The organism is Citrobacter gillenii, assembly GCF_013337685.1.
Classification (GTDB): domain Bacteria; phylum Pseudomonadota; class Gammaproteobacteria; order Enterobacterales; family Enterobacteriaceae; genus Citrobacter; species Citrobacter gillenii.
This window is the reverse complement of sequence record NZ_SUQN01000003.1, coordinates 505,879-525,165: the sequence shown is the minus strand read 5'-3', so window position 1 is coordinate 525,165 and position 19,287 is coordinate 505,879. Positions and strand designations below refer to the sequence as shown.

The following is a 19,287-nucleotide window of genomic DNA, read 5'->3' as shown; positions in this document are numbered from 1 at the left end:
ATGTGAAAGCGGGTGGATGGCCGCGTCAGCGCCGTATCTGTCCAGCGAAAGCCTCTCTTCTGTCCGCGTAAAATGTCCTTTATCCTGCCCGTGAACGACAAAGCATTCTTCTTTAATTATAAAATCTAACTGCCCATTAATTTATGGGGGGTAGCAGCGACGGTTGCGGGTAATTGATAAGGAGATGGCTTGGGATTGGCTGAAAAGCCTTGGGAAATACAATAACAAAAAACCAGCCCGTAGGCTGGTTCTTCTAAATAGTGGTGCTGGACACGGAATCGAACCAAGGACACGGGGATTATCAAAACTCATGTCAAATTTGGCTGTTAAATGTCCATCTTGCCAGTGTACCCTATTTAGCTTCGATCCTATCGCGACATAACTTCTTTCAAGGAAGTCATCTGAATTTTCCGCGCGTCCTTACATTCCGACGTTATCCAGTAAAACCTCCAGGAAATCCGAGGCTATTCCGTATAATCCAGTCAGGAAAATCATAATTTAAACCGCATAAGAAAATTTAACATTACATATAATGACTTCATTTATGTTGGTAATGATATATTAAAATAGTTTAGCTCCGGAATTTCAGCAGCGCGGTAATGAGGATGTATTATTTTTATTGTCGCCATTTAAACTTTTATATCATTTTTATTAGTGCGGCTTGATGGGTGTTCAATTTTTTCTTTATGATTTATTCAATACTTGTCTGAATGGGTTTTTGTAGGATATTGAATTTAAAGGAAATTAATGTGCGACTGTTAACACAGTAATGATCGATTAAATTCTGGGTGATGTATTAGCTATGTAATATTGATGATTTTTTTGCCATTCGAAATTTAAAAATAGTTGCTACTAATTGACGGATGTTATTTTTTTGGCTTTATTCAATATTAAGGGGTCGCTTGTCTGAAGCCTGCTATCAGTTTGGCAAAGTAAGTCGTCGCGATTTTCCAGTGGGGGCTGAGCATATCTATCATAGGGTCTTTTGTGACGTTAAAGGGTGATATATAGGTTGTGCGTCCACCCGGAGCTCGAAGTCGCTCTACCTATTCGCTCAGTTAGCAATTCCAGGCGCGTAATTCGAGTGCCGCTTACCGGCTTCGCCTTTTCGTGCCTTTCATAATCATTACTGAGAGAAATGAAAATGAAGAATGTCATAAAACCTGACCTGAAATATACCCTCAAACAAATATCTATAGCACAAATGGATGTCGACGATCTCAACTTCAATATATTATCTAACCATCTTGTGCCATTCAGTATGCGAACCTTCGATGCTAGCTTTAACAACCTGGTCACAGGGCAAGGCAAGTTTGGTGTTACAGACTTTTCCTTCCTGCGCTTTTTTGATTCCTCATTTCAGGCGGGATACGCTGGGATATGGTCGGTTATAGATCCGCCGTCATGGATTATCAGCAACCGGACCGCCAATTTCTTATCCGCAGTTGAAGTGAACAAAGAGACCGATCCGGTGCTCGGCATAAGTCTGGATGATGTGTTTGGCACGCCGACGCCGCAGGAGGTGATTGAGCTGGCACCGAGATCCAAGGCTTCTACGCTAACTCAGGACAAGATCACGGTGCATGATGGCATAAACACCAAGTTGAAACCTACCGATCCCATTGTCTTAGCACGCAAGGAAACGTCGACGGAAGCCGATGACGATGACGATGACAATGACGATGTCGGCGGCGACGGTGCTTTCCCTCTCACCGCCAGTGATGTCGCCAACCTGAAGAATCTCGTCAAAGGGCTTGAAGGAGGGGAAGACAACGATGCGCTCGGGATCCGAGATCTCGAAGGTACCGGTAATAACCGGGTTCACCTTGACTATGGATCAGCCGATCAGCCGTTCATACGGCTCACCGACGCGCACTACGGCGCCTGGAATGAGACGACCCAAAACCGCGACATCAACCCCTTGTTCTCCGGGCTGGATCCGCGAGCCATCAGCGATGCCCTTGGTGCACAGGAAGCAAACCTGTCCGGCAATGCCGCTGGCGTGAACAGCTTATTCACGGCCTTCGGTCAGTACTTCGATCACGGTCTCGATTTCCTCGGTAAGGGAGGTCATGGAACGATCCAGATTGGCGCTCCGGGCTCGGTTCCAAACCCCGCGGACCTGACTCGTGGCACCGTTGACAGTATTGATGCCAATGGAATCCCGCAGCATCTCAATAAGACATCGCCATTCGCTGACCAGAACCAAACTTATGGCTCTAACGAACTCGTCGGCCAGTTCCTGCGAGAAGGTGATGGACTGGGCGGGTTTACGGGCAAGCTGTTAGAGGGCGGAGTGGATCCATCAAATCCAAATTTCAAGCTACTGCCCACGCTGAGTGAACTGATCCTGCATCACTGGAACAACAACACGCTGTTCACCGACAGCTCGCTGCCGGGCGACCACCGCGTAGCCTTCCGGGAGTACTTCGCCGGACTGGTCGATAGCAATGGCGTTATCAACCAAGCGATGCTTCCTGCCATGACCTCTAATTTCATGGGAAGTGGCTTTGCACTGCTGCTCGACACCAACCCCTTTATCAACCTGCTCGACCACTACGTGGCGGGTGATGGACGTGCGAACGAAAACATCGCACTAACCGCGATCCACAACATCTGGGAACGGAATCACAACTTCCATGTCAACGCATTGCTCGAAGCCGGATTTAATGGAACAGCTGAAGAGCTGTTCCAGGCTGCCAAGATCATTAACGAAGCTGAATATCAGCGCGTTATTTACACCGACTTTGCCGACAAGTTGCTTGGTGGCATGAGAGGTGAGGGCGATCACGGCTTCGCCGAGTACAATCCGGAAGTGGATGCACGAGTCTCGCACGAGTTCGCGGTTGCCGCTTACCGGTTCGGGCATTCGCTGATAGGGCAGACGCTGACGGTGCTCGACGCTGAGGGCAATGCAACGCAGGTGCCGCTGTTCGACGCGTTCCTCAACCCGACCAACGATACGAGCGCGTTTAACTTCCCCAAATCGCAATTGCCTTACTCTCCACAGCCAGGCTATGAGCAACTGGGTGCCGCCGGGATCATTGCCGGGGGTGTTGTCCAGCCTGCGGAAGAAGTCGACGTCAATATCGTCGATGCTGTGCGCAACGACCTTGTTCGTATGAGTGCTGACGTGTTCGCCTTCGACGTCGCCCGCGAGTGGGACGTTGGTCTGGGTTCGATGAACCAGATCCGGGCCGACCTGATGGCCTCTCTCGATCCGTACGTCAAAGAGGCGGTCAGCTTTGCTGGTGATCTCACACCCTACGGTTCATGGGAAGACTTCCAGGCACGGAACAATCTCAGCGACACCGTCATTGCGCAATTCAAGAAGGCCTATCCCGACCTCGTACTAGAGGATAGTCAAATTGCAGACTTCCTGGCGGCGAATCCTGGCTATAAATTGGTCAACGGAAACACCGTCAAAGGTATCGACAGAGTGGATCTGTTCGTTGGCGGACTCGCCGAGAAGCACATCAATGGTGGTGTGGTTGGCCAGACCTTCTGGGTCATCATCCACGAACAACTTGACCGCATCCAGGAAGGTGACCGGCTGTATTATCTCGATCGCGTGGAGCATCTGGACCTCTACGAGGTTATCGAGGAACAGGGTTTTGCCGGGATCGTGGCACGCAACACGGGCCTGACCAATCTTCCCGAGAACATCTTCGGGACGAGTCAGCTCGATAAACCGCCGGTCATTGCCCACAATAACGTCGTCCTGAATGGTGGGAACGGCATTGACATCCTGAATGGTGGGCTCGGCAACGACGTCCTGAATGGCGGGGGCGGCAACGATACGCTCAACGGTGGGGCTGGCAACGATATTCTCAACGGCGGCCTCGGGGCCGATGTGATGGTGGGCGGTGTCGGCAATGACATCTATATTGTTGATAATAATGGCGACGTCGTCACAGAAGGTCTTAATGGCGGGACAGATACTGTCCAGACTACCCTCCACAATTACACGTTGACCAATAACGTTGAAAACCTGGTGTTCACCGGGACAGGCGCGTTTACCGGCAGAGGGAATGCCATTGCTAACACCATCACCGGTGGCAATGGTAATGACTTTTTGTATGGGATGGGAGGAAACGACACGCTCAATGGCGGGGCAGGAAATGACGTCCTTGATGGGGGGGAGGGTGCTGATAACCTTCAGGGCGGGACCGGTAACGATAAAATGACAGGCGGAGCGGGTAACGACAGACTTGACGGTGGCGAAGGGGCTGATGTGATGGTGGGCGGCCTCGGCAATGACACCTATATTGTTGATAATAATGGAGACGTCGTCACAGAAGGTCTTAATGGCGGGACAGATGCTGTCCAGACCACCCTCCACAATTACACGTTGACCAATAACGTTGAAACCCTGGTGTTCACCGGGACAGGCGCGTTTACCGGCAGAGGTAATGCCATTGCCAACACCATCACCGGTGGCAGCGGTAATGACTTTTTGTATGGGATGGGAGGAAACGACACGCTCAACGGTGGGGCAGGAAATGACGCTCTTGATGGGGGTGACGGTGCCGATAACCTTCAGGGCGGGGCCGGTAACGATAAACTGACAGGTGGAGCGGGTAACGACAGACTCGAGGGGGGCCAGGGTGACGATATCATGACCGGTGGTGCCGGAAATGACACCTTCGTCTTTAGCGCAGGCTTTGGGCGAGACCGTATTACCAGCGGCTTCGACAGTAACCCCAGCGGCGGACAGGATTACCTCGATGTGAGTTTATTCGGCATTGGTGTGGCGAATTTTGCCAGCAGCGTCAAGATTGCCGGGGGAACCGGTAACAGTACCGTAATTACCATCGGCGATCCTGTTAATGCCAATGTCATTACTTTAGAAAACGTAAACTCTAAAAGCGTCAATATTGATGATTTTATTCTAATCGGATAAGGAGACGACGATGTCGCGCCAGCATACGCCAACAACACTAAATAAGTTATTAAAGGGAACGAAAGCTACCTTTATAACGCTATTTTTTTAGTCGCGTTATCCATTTGCTTATGCTGGCGCCTCTACCGATGTGAATAGGTTCTATACCCAAAATCGAGGCTATCAAGATAAGGCGTTCAGGATTATTTTATTCCGAAAGCAATATAGTTTAATGCTCTCCATTAAATCTGAATGAGCCACAAGGAAAGGAAGCGCAAAGAAGTTACAGAAATCCTGAGTGGACAACTTAAAAAAGGTCACAAATTTTTCAGTGCCATCAATATCCTCAGACTGGATGGCGAAAGCTAGGTAATGACATCAGCGGTCAAAGTGACCAGAAATCTACCGTAACCCCAGAAAGCAAAAAACCAGCCCTTAGGCTGGTTTTTCTAAATAGTGGTGCCCGGACTCGGAATCGAACCAAGGACACGGGGATTTTCAATCCCCTGCTCTACCGACTGAGCTATCCGGGCAACGGGGCGCATTAAACCGTAATCTGGACATCCCGTCAACCAAATTTCTTGCTTTTCCATTTAGTTGCTTAACTATGCGACGATTTCGCTGTTTTCTCGGGGGTTTTGCTCAAAATTACAGCACACCGTTATCTCCTTCGCGGGGATTCCAGCCACTTTTTATGGACGTTACATGGCGCGTGCCTGTGACCGAGTACTCTCCGACAATATCCTGATCTTTTGGTGAAAGGAGAATGATGAACTCCCCTCTACCAAAATAACTCTCGACAGAACCGATAAGGCAGTCTCCATTTACCCATACAGGAATGGCAGCAACAGGTTCAGACGTGTAATTCCCTGCAATCCCCGCATTGTAATTGTCCGCGTCTTCCGGCAGCGTACCGGCCGGGATTGGGCAGATTGAGGAAACGCTGTCACTTGCCTGTTGGTTTGGTAAAAGCATGCTTTGCATTTTATTCAGTTCGTTAATGAGCTTTGTTTTGTCTTTGGCATTCAATTTCGGGATTAGGGGGTGTCCTTCTTCCTGTGGCTGGATTGAATTCATATCGTATTCATAGCGATAGTGGACAGTTATGACAGGAGCCTTATCGTCTGCGATAAATGGACGTAACAGATAAAGCTTCTCTTCATTATATAAGCCGTTGTACCAGAGAGCGTAAACCTTACTGTTGATACGTACCCATTGGCTCCATTGGTTGGCGCCGCGTCCATTTTCCGAAAATAGCGCCCCGGGTACGCCAAAGTCATCGTCATCCTGTTTGCCATTAACGACGAAAAAGGCATCATCACCGCGCTTGAGTACGCCGGTGTAGCTGAATAGCCCTGTGCCGCCGACGTAACTGTCGATGATGAGATCGCGTTTACCGTCGCCATCCAGATCAATAAGCGTAAAGTTTACGTCACCATTTTCCGAATCGGCGCTAATCGTTGTGCAGGAAAAGGCCTGCCACTCATCATCGCTAATCTCAGGGGAGGGTTTTGCGGTTGGTTCTGTTGAATCTTCAGCGTAAGAGATCCTGAAATCAGTGATTTGGCCGGTTAATGGGAACTGACTGGCGATTTTGCTCAGCTCTAAGTCCGGAGCGCTTTTTTGCATCCTCTCTACGGCGCTACGTAGCGTTTTTAAAGCTGTGTTATCCGTGTCGATATCAGACTGAGAACGTACGTTGCTGACGAACGTAGGGAGCGTCCAGACACCGCCGACAGAAAGGTTTCCCTGTCCGCCGCTGCGGTATTCGTCGCGTAAGGTGAAGTTGTTACCATCCCAGACCCAGCGCTGAATGGGACCGCTGAAACGGGCTATCTCACCGTTTTCATATTCACTGGCATCACTGGTGATCAGTTTAGGCGAAGCCGTTAGCCCAGTATTGGTTAGCCAAAAGATGGTACGCGAGCTATCAAAGCATTCGGTTTGAATGAGTATATGTTGTTTATCCACCGGAATGCGGTAGTAAATGTGTTCCTGACCCTCTGCTAGTTCGCGGCAATTCATCTCGGGAGTGACCCTGATTTGGGATTCTATTTTTTGTCGCTGTGCGGTCGTTAACGGTTCTACGTCCGGCTCGCGGATGACAGGTTGGGTGATGATGAGTGGGGCAGTCTCAGCGTTAAGCACATCATTATTGCTTTTATTTCCTGGATGCAGCAGAGCGCTTTGGGTATTGATGCGTTTCTGGAATTCATCCATTTTCAGTAGCACAGCGTTTGAACCTGCATTAGAAAGCGGTAACCGTTCCCCTCCTACTGCAAACTCAATAGTATCGTCCTGACGTAAGGCGTCCAGAAACACCTTTCGCTGTTGGTAGTCGAGTTTGAAATACCCCTCTGCGGAAAAAGTTAATCCGCCTTGCTTTTGGCCATCAATAAAAAGCGTGGCGTCTTTCAGGGCGGGCTGATCCGTCGCGCGCTGTGCAAAAGCTACCTCGATATAAACGCGGGTATCAGGACCCGCCGCACGAGTGAGCAGGACGCTTACCGCATGGTCACTATAACCCGCCGCTCGGCAGGTCCCCGTATTATCACACGCAACTTCCCAGTCTTTATGTGCAAACGAAAAACCGGTTAATGGATTGGCATACAGGGGAGCAGAGATAAAACCTGCGAGGAGGATGCAGTGAACAAGACGCATATAATTCCTTTTAATATATCGGTGTTGCCGAAATTATATGCGGTTTAGACAAGTTACGAAATCCGAATCAGGTCAGCGCACCACCCTGTCGGCATTGGGCGAAGCGCAGGATGTCTTCCGCCAGCCGGTGTGCCGTTTCCACGTCGGCCTGGCTACGATTGACCAGCATGCGGCTCAGGCAACCTTCAAGCACCAGTTCCATCTGTTTGGCGACCATCGCCGGGTCGTCAACTTCCAGCGTCGTCAGCAGTTCATGGGTAAAATCATGTGCCGCCTTTTTTTGTTGATCCGCAAGTTGATGGATAGGGTGGCCAGGGTCAGGGTAGAAGGTACAGGCGGCGATGAACAGGCAGCCGGGGTAACGGTTATTGCTCACACAATCTGCCAGGGCACTATAGCGAGCCAGTAACTTCTGCTCAGCGCTCAGGGTGTCATTAAGCAGTAACTGACGCCGCCAGATATCTACCCGCTGGCTGAGATAACGCAGAGCATCGTACAGAATGGCCTCTTTATCGGGCCAGAAGCGCTGCAGCTCATCAAGCGGATAATCAATATGGTCGGCCACCATTTCCAGCGTGGTATTGGCTATCCCTTGAACCTCAAGTAATTTCAGGGCATCTCCCAGGACATCTTCACGTTGCACGGTATTCTCCTCCGTTTTCCTTTTGCAAGTGTCGCTCACGGTTGGCGATCGTGCAAATGTGCGCTAAAAGTTGCGGCATCCATAAAGCCGGTTACCCGCGCGTTAGGCTGCTCTTTCCCCTGGGTATCAAAGAACAAGATCGTGGGGAGCCCTAAAACCTGCAAATGTTTCAGCAGAGCGACATCCTGAGCGTTATTGGCCGTGACGTCCGCCTGCAGCAATACCGTGTTGCTTAATGCCTGCTGAACCTGCGGATCGCTGAAGGTGTATTTCTCAAACTCTTTACAGGCCACGCACCAGTCGGCGTACAGATCCAGCATCACCGGTTTACCTTTTGCCTCTGCCAGCGCCTGATTTAACGCATCAACCGTGGCGATGGGTTTGAAGTTCAGATGCGCCTGCGTTTGGGCATGCGGCGTACCGTATGCCCAGTCCTGCAAGGGACGTACGCTCACCAGAGCGGCGGCGAGCAGGGCTATTTGCACAAGGCGCATCCATGGGCGTTTGGCTTGCAGACTGGTAATGAAGGCCCAGCTAAAGAACGCGACGCCGAGTAACGACCACAAGCGGATCCCCCACTCGTCACCGATAATACGTTCCAGTAAAAATACGGGAAGCGCCAGGATGACAAAACCAAAGGCGGTTTTGACATGCTCCATCCACGGGCCGCTTTTCGGTAGCAGACGGTTACCAAAGACGGTAATGAGCATCAGGGGCAGTCCCATTCCCAGCGCGTACAGATACAGCGTGCCGCCGCCTAGCCACATGTTTCCGCTCTGAGCGATATACAGCAGAATTGCGCTCAGTGGGGCGGTGGTGCAAGGCGAACAGATCAGACCGGCAATCGCCCCCATTGTAAATACGCTGCCGGGAGAGCCGCCTTGCTGACGGTTACTCATTAACGTGAGGCGTGTTTGCAGTGATGAAGGCAGCTGTAGCGTGAACAGGCCAAACATCGATAAAGCCAGCAGCGTAAAGGCGATAGCAAGGCCAACCAGGACATAAGGATGCTGTAGCGCCGCCTGGAACTGTAACCCCGCAGCGGCAACCACCAGACCCAGCGCGGTGTAGGTGAGCGCCATTCCCTGGACATAGATAAAGGTTAGCAGTAGTGCTCGTCCGGTTGATAAACGCTGTTTTCCACCTAGCACGATACCGGAAATCAGCGGGTACATCGGCAGGACGCAAGGTGTAAAGGCAATACCAATCCCGATCAGCAGTGCCCACAATGCGGAGAACGGCAGTTGGGTCGTGGGTTGTGGTTGTTCTTCTGGCGATACCGTTGCTGAAGAGGTCGTCGGTGGTGCTTCTGCACTGGCCGCCACTTCACGTAACGGCACGGTTTTTGTCTCAGGCGGATAACAGAACCCGGCGTCGGCACAGCCCTGGTAGGTAACCGTTAGCGTCGCACCCGCAGCAGCCTGCTTGACGGTGACAGGGATAGTCAACTGCTGACGATAAATTTCACTTTTGCCGTAAAACTCATCTTCATGCCAGACCCCGGGCGGCAATTTTACCTCGGCAGTCTCGGCCTGAGATGGGGTTATGCTTATCTGTTTACGATAAAGATAATAGCCGTCTTTGACCTGCCAGGAGAGGTTCAGATCGTGTTGGTTTTGCTGAAAATCGAACACAAATGCCTGGTCGGCCGGGACAAACTGCGAGCGACCTGGTGCGTCAAATAAGCCAGCAAAAGTTGATGTGCTGCAGAGCAGCAGGATCAGCGTAAGGATGCGTTGAGCCATGAGCGGTAATCAAAATCTCCGTGAGTGACGGGTAAAACCAGAAGTTCAGGTGTTTGGTACGGGTGATGTGACTTCAGGCAATCGAGAAGTGCTTGCTGGTGTGAAACTGCGGTTTTTAAGATCATCTGGACTTCATATTCCTGCTCCAGCTTGCCTTCCCAATAATAGAGGGAGGTAGCGCCGGGCAGCAGTGTGACGCAGGCGGCCAGTTTTTCCGCCAGTACTTTAGCGGCCAGATCCTGAGCGGTTGCTTCATCCGGGGCGGTACAGAGCACGACAACGGTATCGGGGATGGAGATATCCTGATTCTTTACATCAAGCATAAACACCTCGAAAGCACAGAGTAACCAGCAAGAGAGGAGTCACTATACAACGGACGGAAGAAGGATGTTAGTCAAAGCGAGACGGGAGAGAGGAACTGCAGGGCGCACAGGCGCCCTGCAGGTAAAGCTTACAGCATGAAGCTGCCCAGCAGGAAGCCGAAGCAGACAGCCAGTACCACACCCAGCGTACCCGGGATGAAGAACGGATGGTTAAAGACGAATTTACCGATGCGGGTTGTCCCGGTGTCATCCATCTGAACCGCCGCAACCAGCGTAGGGTAAGTTGGCAGAATGAACAGGCCAGAAACCGCCGCGAAAGATGCGACAGCGGTCAGCGGAGAAACGTTCAGCGCCAGAGCCATCGGCATCAGAGCTTTTGCCGTTGCTGCCTGAGAGTACAGCAGTGCAGAAGCAAAGAAGAAGATGACAGCCAGCAGCCACGGATGGCCCTGAATAACGCTACCTGCAGTGTCTTTGATCCAGTCAATGTTGTGAGAAACGAAAGTATCACCCAGCCACGCAACGCCCAGGATACAAATACAGGCGCTCATACCGGCTTTGAAGGTGCTGGAGTTCAGGATAGAGTCCGTTTCAACGCGGCAGATGATCGTGGTCAGCGTCGCGATGCTCAGCATGATGATCAGGATGGCGTTGGTAGTGTTCATCAGCGGTTTAGCGACCAGACCGAGGCTTGGGCTGTTGATAATGGCGTAAGCCACCACGCAAACTACGCCCAGCAGGAACAACCATACGGAAGTTTTTGCGCCCGCTTTGATTTCAACTTGTCTTTCACCGCGCAGTTCGACCAGGCCTTCTTCCAGACGTTTACGGTAAACCGGATCGTCAGACAGCTTGGAGTTGAACAGCATAGTGACCAGGAAGGACATCACCAGTACCGCCAGCAGCGTGGACGGAATGACCACGGACAGCAGGTGGATGTAGCTGATGCCATGACCTTCCATGACGGAAGACATGTACACCACAGCTGCGGAGATTGGCGACGCAGTAATCGCAATCTGTGCAGAAACCACTGCAGTAGACAGCGGACGGCAAGGTTTGATGCCTTGTTCCTTCGCCACTTCAGCGATAACCGGCAGCGTTGCCAGAGAGATGTTGCCTGTACCTGCAAAGATAGTCAGGAAATAGGTCACGATCGGTGCAAGGATCGTGATGTATTTTGGGTTCTTACGCAGCAGTTTTTCAGTTTGGTGAACCAAATAGTCCAGACCACCTGCAATCTGCATAGCAGAAATGGCAGCGATGACCGCCATGATAATGGAAATAACATCGAACGGAATGTTACCCGGTTTTACGCCAATAGCGGCGAGAACCAGAACACCCAGCCCACCTGCAAATCCAATACCGATACCCCCAAGTCTGGCACCTAAAAAGATTGCCAGCAAAACGATGATAAGTTCTAAAACTATCATATTAGCCTTCCTTGTTGTTTAACAAGTTGATATTAAATTGTTGTTTTTAAGTAACTTCGTGCAAGAAAAAAGGCACGTCATCTGACGTGCCTTCTCTGGTACTACCCTACACGATTACTGTTCGCTTTCATCAGTATAACGTTTTGCTTTATAAGCAGGGTGCATCAGGTTCTGAGCAGAGAAGATATCGTCCAGCTCAGCTTCGGTCAGCAGGCCACGTTCAAGGACAACTTCACGCACGCTCTTACCGGTTTCGGCACAGATTTTACCGACGATATCGCCGTTGTGGTGACCGATGAACGGGTTCAAATAGGTCACGATACCGATAGAGTTATACACGAATGCTTCACACACTTCTTTGTTAGCCGTAATGCCGCTAACGCATTTTTCCAGCAGGTTATAGCAAGCGTTGCTCAGGATGTGGATAGATTCAAACATCGCCTGGCCAATAACCGGTTCCATAACGTTCAACTGCAGCTGACCTGCTTCAGACGCCATGGTGACGGTGATGTCGTTACCGATGACTTTAAAGCACACCTGGTTGACGACTTCCGGGATAACCGGGTTTACTTTTGCTGGCATGATGGAAGAGCCCGCCTGCAGTTCCGGCAGGTTGATCTCGTTCAGGCCGGCACGTGGGCCAGAGGAGAGCAAACGCAGGTCGTTACAGATTTTGGACATCTTAACAGCCAGGCGTTTCAGTGCGCTGTGCACCATAACGTATGCGCCACAGTCGGACGTTGCTTCAATCAGGTCTTCAGCCGGAACACAGGCAAAACCAGTCACTTCAGCCAGTTTCTGTACAGCCAGCGGAGAGTACTCTTTCGGGGTGTTCAGACCTGTACCGATTGCGGTTGCGCCGAGGTTAACTTCCAGCAGCAGCTCAGCAGTACGGCCAATGTTCTTCACTTCTTCTTTCAACAGAACGCTGAAAGCACGGAATTCCTGACCGAGAGTCATCGGTACAGCATCCTGCAACTGGGTACGACCCATTTTCAGGATGTCCTGGAATTCAACAGCTTTTTGTTCGAAGCCTTCACGCAGTTGGTTAAGGGCATCAATCAGTTTGATGATGGATGCGTAAACAGCGATACGGAAGCCGGTCGGATAAGCGTCGTTGGTAGACTGACATTTGTTCACGTGGTCGTTCGGATTCAGGTACTGATATTCACCTTTCTGGTGACCCATCAGTTCCAGACCGATATTGGCCAGCACTTCGTTGGTGTTCATGTTGACGGAGGTACCCGCACCACCCTGGTAAACATCTACCGGGAACTGATCCATGCATTTTCCGTTATTCAGAACTTCATCACATGCTGCGATGATGGCATTTGCCACACTCTTAGGAATGGTTTGCAGCTCTTTGTTGGCCAGGGCCGCTGCCTTTTTCACCATTACCATACCGCGAACAAATTCAGGGATATCGCTGATTTTGTTGTTGCTAATGTAGAAGTTTTCAATCGCTCTCAGAGTATGAACACCGTAGTAGGCGTCCGCTGGAACTTCCCTGGTACCCAACAAGTCTTCTTCGATACGAATGTTGTTTAACATGTGAACCTTCTTTTTCAAGCTGCCAATGATTTTTTACTAAACACACAGGATATATGTGATTTCGATTGTTTCTCGACCGACGATTATCCCCTGCATCGGTCTGATACCCGAGATCATATGCTGGTTCAGGATTTCTACCGTAATCTGGATCACTTAAAACGCGGAAATTACCCCTTAATTATTATTCTGTGAAATGGATCACCCCTTTAGGATTAATACCAAAAATAAGTGTAGAACCCGCTTGAAATTTTGCTAATTCCCCCCACATCTTTCCGATGCGAGTCACATAACCATTCGGACAGACGTGGCGAAAACGGCTGTTATTTACAGGAGAGTCCTTTGCGCTGGATACCATTACTTGCCATTTTTCTCTATGTTTACATAGAGATATCTATTTTCATTCAGGTTGCCCATGTTATGGGTGTTCTGATGACGCTGATTTTGGTCATTTTTACCTCGGTTATCGGTATGTCTCTGGTTCGTAACCAAGGGTTTAAGAACTTTTTGTTGATGCAACAAAAAATGGCGGCGGGTGAAAGTCCTGCTGAAGAAATGATCAAGAGCGTGTCGCTGATTATTGCTGGTTTGCTGCTGGTGCTGCCGGGCTTCTTCACCGATTTCCTTGGTCTTCTTCTTTTATTACCTCCGGTGCAGAAGCATCTGACCATGAAGCTGCTGCCGCACCTGCGCTTTTCTCGTATGCCGGGGGGCGGCTTTAGTGCAGGAACTGGTGGGGGCGAGACCTTTGACGGTGAGTTCCAGCGTAAAGATGATGAGCGCAACCGCCTTGATCATAAAGACGACGACCGTCGGGATTAATGACGTTGTAGGCCGGATACGCCGTGTGAGCGGCATCATCCGGCAACGAGGCTTTACTTGCCGGATTGCGGTGTAACGGCCTTATCCGGCCTGCGGGGTAAAAACAACCACAGTCCTGCCAGCATAACCAGTGCATACAGACTCTTCCAGCCAACCATTGCCAGCAGCAACAGGCACAACAGACAGCCAATCACCGCCAACGCACGATAATGTCCTTTTAGCAGTCGGCACCCTGCCAGCATGCACAGCAGATAAATCATAATAAAGATGCCGTTGGCATAGATGATTAATGCATCGAGGTTGATTTGCAGTATATAGATGCACAATGTGCTGACCACGCAGCAAGCTAACACCGCGTTCAAAGCATTGCGCGGAAGATGGCGAGGGGACAAGCGAGCCAGGTAACTCTCCGGCTTATATTGCGCTTGCGACCACACCAGGCGGGAGAAACTCTGAATATAAATGTTCAGGCTGGCAAAGCAGGCCAGATAACCAATGATGCAGGCGACCCACAGAGCTTGTACGCCAAACAGTTGTACGACAATATTAGGTAGCGATGCCGCCGCAGCCATTTGCTCACCATAGGCGCCAAAATGTAGTACCACGACCGTACATGCCCAGTAGACTGAACCGGCCAGTAGCAGGCCGATCATCAGTGCACGGGGAAAGTCTCGCTCCGGTTTTTTGAACTCCGAGGCCAGGTGTGCGAATGCTTCAAGACCGACAAAACACCAGAACATCACCGACAGCGCCGCGAATAGCCCAGGCAGTTCAATATCGGTAATGGCAGGAAAGGGGATTTCGCCGGGTTTAAGTTCACCCGCCCACCAGATGCCAACGATCAGGGCAACAATCAGCCCGGCGATGACCGTTTGCAGGTTTGCACTGGAGCTGGCACCGCGGGAACCCACATACCAAACCAACGCCAGCGTACCGAGTTCTGCCAACAAAAGCTGCCAGCCATGCCAGCCAAACATGGCTTGACCGAATCCGGCGGCAATGTGCAATGCCGCTGGCAGCCCGACCGGAATCACCGATAAAAACAGCCAGCCGGTAACACGCTCCAGGCGAGAGCCAAAGGCCATGCCGACAAAATGTGCCACACCGCCGGCGCTGGGGTAATGGCGACCGAGCACGGCAAAGACAATCGCTACGGGGAAGACTAGAAGAATGAGGACCGGCCAGGCCCACAGGCTATTGTTACCCGCCACCAGGGCAGCCAATGCGGGAACAGCAAAAACGCCTGTCCCTAACAATGATGTCGACAACAGGCCAATGCCCTGAGCCAGCCCCAGCTCTTGCTTCAGTCCACTCATAAATTGTTATCCGATTATGCCCGTTAAATAGGCTACAGCGCAGATTTTCGATGGTATCACAATCGGATTTGCTTATGACGACGTGACTGAAATCGGTATTAAATGTGAGGTGTGTCGGTGTTTTGGCGGGATTTTCTCCTGATAAAAAAAATTTTTCGCTTGCCCCCTTGAAGGGAGAAAACCCCATCCCCATCTCTCTGGTCACTAGCCGGTAAACCGTTCACGGGCCGGCGCCACCCATAACTGATAAAGACTTTCTCAAAGGAGAGCTATCAATGAGTATTCGTCCGTTACATGATCGTGTGATCGTCAAACGTAAAGAAGTTGAATCCAAATCTGCTGGCGGCATCGTACTGACCGGTTCCGCAGCGGGTAAATCAACTCGTGGCGAAATCATCGCTGTCGGTAAGGGTCGCATCCTGGACAACGGTACCGTACAGCCGCTGGACGTGAAAGTTGGCGATATCGTCATTTTCAACGATGGCTACGGTGTTAAATCTGAGAAGATCGACAATGAAGAAGTGTTGATCATGTCTGAAAGTGACATCCTGGCGATTGTTGAAGCTTAATCCGCGAACGACACTGAACATACGAATTTAAGGGAAAGAGAAAATGGCAGCTAAAGACGTAAAATTCGGTAACGACGCTCGTGTGAAAATGCTGCGCGGCGTGAACGTACTGGCAGACGCAGTAAAAGTTACCCTCGGTCCGAAAGGCCGTAACGTGGTTCTGGATAAATCTTTCGGTGCCCCAGCTATCACTAAAGATGGTGTTTCCGTAGCACGTGAAATCGAGCTGGAAGACAAGTTCGAAAACATGGGCGCGCAGATGGTGAAAGAAGTTGCCTCTAAAGCGAACGACGCTGCAGGTGACGGTACGACTACTGCGACCGTACTGGCTCAGTCCATCATCACTGAAGGCCTGAAGGCTGTTGCTGCGGGTATGAACCCGATGGATCTGAAACGTGGTATCGACAAAGCTGTCGCTGCTGCGGTTGAAGAACTGAAAGCCCTGTCCGTACCGTGCTCCGACTCTAAAGCGATTGCTCAGGTTGGTACCATCTCCGCTAACTCCGACGAAACCGTAGGTAAACTGATCGCAGAAGCGATGGACAAAGTCGGTAAAGAAGGCGTGATCACCGTTGAAGACGGTACCGGTCTGCAGGACGAACTGGACGTAGTTGAAGGTATGCAGTTCGACCGTGGCTACCTGTCTCCTTACTTCATCAACAAGCCGGAAACGGGCGCAGTAGAACTGGAAACGCCGTTCATCCTGCTGGCTGATAAGAAAATCTCCAACATCCGCGAAATGCTGCCGGTTCTGGAAGCCGTTGCGAAAGCAGGCAAACCGCTGCTGATCATTGCTGAAGATGTTGAAGGCGAAGCGCTGGCTACCCTGGTCGTTAACACCATGCGTGGCATCGTGAAAGTGGCTGCGGTTAAAGCACCTGGCTTCGGCGACCGCCGTAAAGCTATGCTGCAGGATATCGCGACCCTGACCGGCGGTACCGTTATCTCTGAAGAGATCGGTATGGAGCTGGAAAAAGCGACCCTGGAAGATCTGGGCCAGGCAAAACGCGTTGTGATCAACAAAGACACCACCACCATCATCGATGGTGTGGGCGAAGAAGCGGCAATCCAGGGTCGTGTAACCCAGATTCGCCAGCAGATCGAAGAAGCAACTTCTGACTACGACCGTGAAAAACTGCAGGAGCGCGTAGCGAAACTGGCAGGCGGCGTTGCAGTCATCAAAGTGGGTGCTGCTACCGAAGTTGAAATGAAAGAGAAGAAAGCACGCGTTGAAGATGCCCTGCACGCGACCCGTGCTGCGGTAGAAGAAGGCGTGGTTGCTGGTGGTGGTGTTGCGCTGATCCGCGTAGCATCCAAACTGAGCGAACTGCGTGGTCAGAACGAAGACCAGAACGTGGGTATCAAAGTTGCGCTGCGCGCAATGGAATCCCCGCTGCGTCAGATCGTTCTGAACTGCGGCGAAGAACCGTCTGTTGTCGCTAACACCGTGAAAGCGGGTGACGGTAACTACGGTTACAACGCTGCAACTGAAGAATACGGCAACATGATCGACATGGGTATCCTGGATCCGACTAAAGTAACCCGTTCTGCTCTGCAGTACGCGGCTTCTGTTGCGGGTCTGATGATCACCACCGAGTGCATGGTAACCGACCTGCCGAAAGGCGATTCCGCTGACTTAGGTGCTGCTGGTGGTATGGGCGGCATGGGCGGAATGGGCGGCATGATGTAATTTAATCTTCATACTTCAAGCCGCAGGTTCGTTGGCTGCAACTTGAATTATTTGATTAAATACGCATCTCGCGAAAAATGAGAAACCCCCGGGCAGAAATGTCCGGGGGTTTTTCTTTTGGTCATCTTTTTAGTATATGATTCAGCTACGGACAAAACGTCCAGCGCATTGATTATGGGGAATAACATGCACGTGAAATATTTAGCAGGGATCGTTGGTGCCGCGCTACTGATGGCGGGTTGTAGCTCCAGCAACGAACTGAGTTCAGCCGGACAAAGCGTACGCTTCGTTGAAGAGAAGCCAGGTGCCGAGTGCCAGCTGATTGGTACCGCAACAGGTAAGCAGAGCAACTGGCTTTCTGGTCAGCACGGCGAAGAGGGCGGCTCTATGCGCGGCGCGGCGAACGATCTGCGTAACCAGGCTGCGGCAATGGGCGGTAATGTGATTTATGGTGTAAGCAGCCCATCACAAGGTATGTTGTCGAGTTTTGTCCCAACCGCCAGCGAGATGATTGGTCAGGTTTATAAGTGCCCTAATTGATAAACGCTGTTGATGCCGGATGGCGACGCTGAAGCGTCTTATCCGGCCTACGGTACACATGAGCGTAGGCCTGATAAGCGCAGCGCCATCAGGCATTCTGCGCTTTACTGGCAGACTGTAGGCGTAAATGATGCAGCGCGCGCAGGCACTGATCCTGTGTCAGCTTTTGTGTTTTATCCCCCGTGAGTGTTCTGACAAACACTTTGCACGGTACACCGGCCAGTTTTTTTAGCCGTGGGCTGAAGTCGATAAGCCGACGAGAGATCGCTTCTACGTCTTTATCATCCGAAGGGGCTCGAGTTTTCACCACTGAACCACAGAACCGAACTTTCCCTGCTTTATCTTGATAGCGATAGATGACAGCCAGATAATGATTAAACAGATTATGTTTCCATTCTGATTGTGTATAGGCATCGTATTCAAGATTATCGTTATCCAGGCAATCAATGTCGTACAGAGGCAGGAAATCTAATAACGATGTGATACGCAGTGCTAATTCGCGCATCCCTGCATTATTTATTGCGTGAATAATTGCATGTGCCAGTACCGTAATTTGTAGTTCATTAATTAATAGCTCGCAAACTCGACCATTATGCAGTGTAAGAGAGAGCGTTAAGTTTTCGCCTTCGTCGCTTACTAATACCAGTGAATTTATCCGACGATTAATATCCGCATTTTTAAGTTCATCCTCCTGAATTAATGGCATGTTTTCATGCATTTTTTGACTGACTTTGTCACGTGCTTTTTCATACTGCAGACGCGCATCCTCGCCCAACAGGTGCTTGGTATGCAGTCTGCTCTCCAGCGCGATAAGCAGGTCTCGTAGCCCGAATGGTGACAGAAAAAACAGCGACTCTTTATTTCTGGGTTCCTTTATCTTTAATGCCAGCGCAATGAACTCATTTTTTTGACGAATAATGCCCGTATTAATACCTTTAATCGTTATAGCCACGGCGGTTCTCTCTCTCACCTAATATTCAACGGAAAACTAAATATTGATTTATTTATATGATTTATAAATACATTAAAAGATAGCTATCGCTAAAATAACATAAATTAAAAGTCAGAGAAGGACTGAATAAATTGAAATTATATTATTTGGCAGTGAGTGTCCGAAA

General features: G+C 50.5%; 12 protein-coding genes, 1 tRNA gene and 2 pseudogenes. 6 read left to right on the top strand and 9 right to left on the bottom strand.

Features of this window, described 5'->3' with window-relative positions; all coding sequences use genetic code 11:
- Positions 1-1,138: 1,138 nt before the first annotated feature.
- Positions 1,139-3,658 (top strand): annotated as a pseudogene (locus tag FCH32_RS23125) (peroxidase family protein); the annotation flags it as partial.
- Between the two features lie 63 nt (positions 3,659-3,721).
- Positions 3,722-4,903: pseudogene (locus FCH32_RS23520) on the top strand (calcium-binding protein); the annotation flags it as partial.
- 436 nt (positions 4,904-5,339) lie between these two features.
- Here the strand turns inward: FCH32_RS23520 and FCH32_RS09755 are convergent.
- The 7 genes from FCH32_RS09755 to aspA all read right to left on the bottom strand — a co-directional run bounded on the left by FCH32_RS09755 (position 5,340) and on the right by aspA (position 13,235).
- Positions 5,340-5,415 (bottom strand) — tRNA-Phe (locus tag FCH32_RS09755).
- Between the two features lie 115 nt (positions 5,416-5,530).
- A complete protein-coding gene (locus FCH32_RS09750) occupies positions 5,531-7,543 on the bottom strand; it encodes a DUF1176 domain-containing protein (RefSeq protein WP_174360814.1) in 2,013 nt (670 codons plus the stop codon).
- Positions 7,544-7,610: 67 nt separating this feature from the next.
- Positions 7,611-8,186, bottom strand: coding sequence for a transcriptional regulator (locus tag FCH32_RS09745; protein ID WP_174360813.1), 576 nt, complete (start codon positions 8,184-8,186; stop codon positions 7,611-7,613).
- 35 nt (positions 8,187-8,221) lie between these two features.
- Positions 8,222-9,931, bottom strand: a complete 1,710-nt coding sequence (locus FCH32_RS09740; protein ID WP_174360812.1) for a protein-disulfide reductase DsbD — start codon at positions 9,929-9,931, stop codon at positions 8,222-8,224.
- Entirely contained in the window at positions 9,907-10,254 is a 348-nt protein-coding gene (gene cutA, locus FCH32_RS09735) for a divalent cation tolerance protein CutA (RefSeq protein ID WP_096758613.1), read from the bottom strand. The genes FCH32_RS09740 and cutA overlap by 25 nt, the downstream gene beginning before the upstream one ends.
- Positions 10,255-10,382: 128 nt before the next feature.
- A complete protein-coding gene (dcuA, locus tag FCH32_RS09730) occupies positions 10,383-11,684 on the bottom strand; it encodes an anaerobic C4-dicarboxylate transporter DcuA (protein ID WP_135323446.1) in 1,302 nt (433 codons plus the stop codon).
- Positions 11,685-11,798: 114 nt separating this feature from the next.
- Positions 11,799-13,235, bottom strand: coding sequence for an aspartate ammonia-lyase (gene aspA, locus FCH32_RS09725; protein ID WP_096758611.1), 1,437 nt, complete (start codon positions 13,233-13,235; stop codon positions 11,799-11,801).
- A 339-nt stretch (positions 13,236-13,574) separates the two neighbouring features.
- On the opposite strand from aspA, the gene FCH32_RS09720 reads away from it, so the two are divergent.
- Positions 13,575-14,054: an FxsA family protein gene (locus FCH32_RS09720; RefSeq protein WP_115259635.1), complete on the top strand. Its 480-nt coding sequence runs from the start codon at positions 13,575-13,577 to the stop codon at positions 14,052-14,054.
- A 53-nt stretch (positions 14,055-14,107) separates the two neighbouring features.
- Here the strand turns inward: FCH32_RS09720 and yjeH are convergent, their stop codons facing one another.
- Positions 14,108-15,370 carry an L-methionine/branched-chain amino acid transporter gene (gene yjeH / locus FCH32_RS09715; RefSeq protein WP_174360811.1) on the bottom strand — a complete coding sequence of 421 codons (1,263 nt, stop codon included), beginning with the start codon at positions 15,368-15,370 and terminating at the stop codon, positions 14,108-14,110.
- A gap of 275 nt (positions 15,371-15,645) precedes the next feature.
- Between yjeH and FCH32_RS09710 the strand changes: the two genes are divergently transcribed.
- The 3 genes from FCH32_RS09710 to FCH32_RS09700 all read left to right on the top strand — a co-directional run bounded on the left by FCH32_RS09710 (position 15,646) and on the right by FCH32_RS09700 (position 18,169).
- Entirely contained in the window at positions 15,646-15,939 is a 294-nt protein-coding gene (locus tag FCH32_RS09710) for a co-chaperone GroES (protein WP_000027827.1), read from the top strand.
- A 43-nt stretch (positions 15,940-15,982) separates the two neighbouring features.
- Positions 15,983-17,629 (top strand): chaperonin GroEL, encoded by a 1,647-nt coding sequence (gene groL, locus FCH32_RS09705; protein ID WP_096758608.1) that lies wholly within the window; start codon positions 15,983-15,985, stop codon positions 17,627-17,629.
- A 186-nt stretch (positions 17,630-17,815) separates the two neighbouring features.
- Positions 17,816-18,169 (top strand): DUF4156 domain-containing protein, encoded by a 354-nt coding sequence (locus FCH32_RS09700; RefSeq protein ID WP_042999161.1) that lies wholly within the window; start codon positions 17,816-17,818, stop codon positions 18,167-18,169.
- An 88-nt stretch (positions 18,170-18,257) separates the two neighbouring features.
- Here FCH32_RS09700 and yjeJ read toward each other — a convergent pair whose 3' ends face one another.
- On the bottom strand, positions 18,258-19,121 hold the full coding sequence (yjeJ, locus tag FCH32_RS09695; protein ID WP_135912696.1) for a YjeJ family protein: 864 nt from the start codon (positions 19,119-19,121) through the stop codon (positions 18,258-18,260).
- Positions 19,122-19,287: the final 166 nt, after the last annotated feature.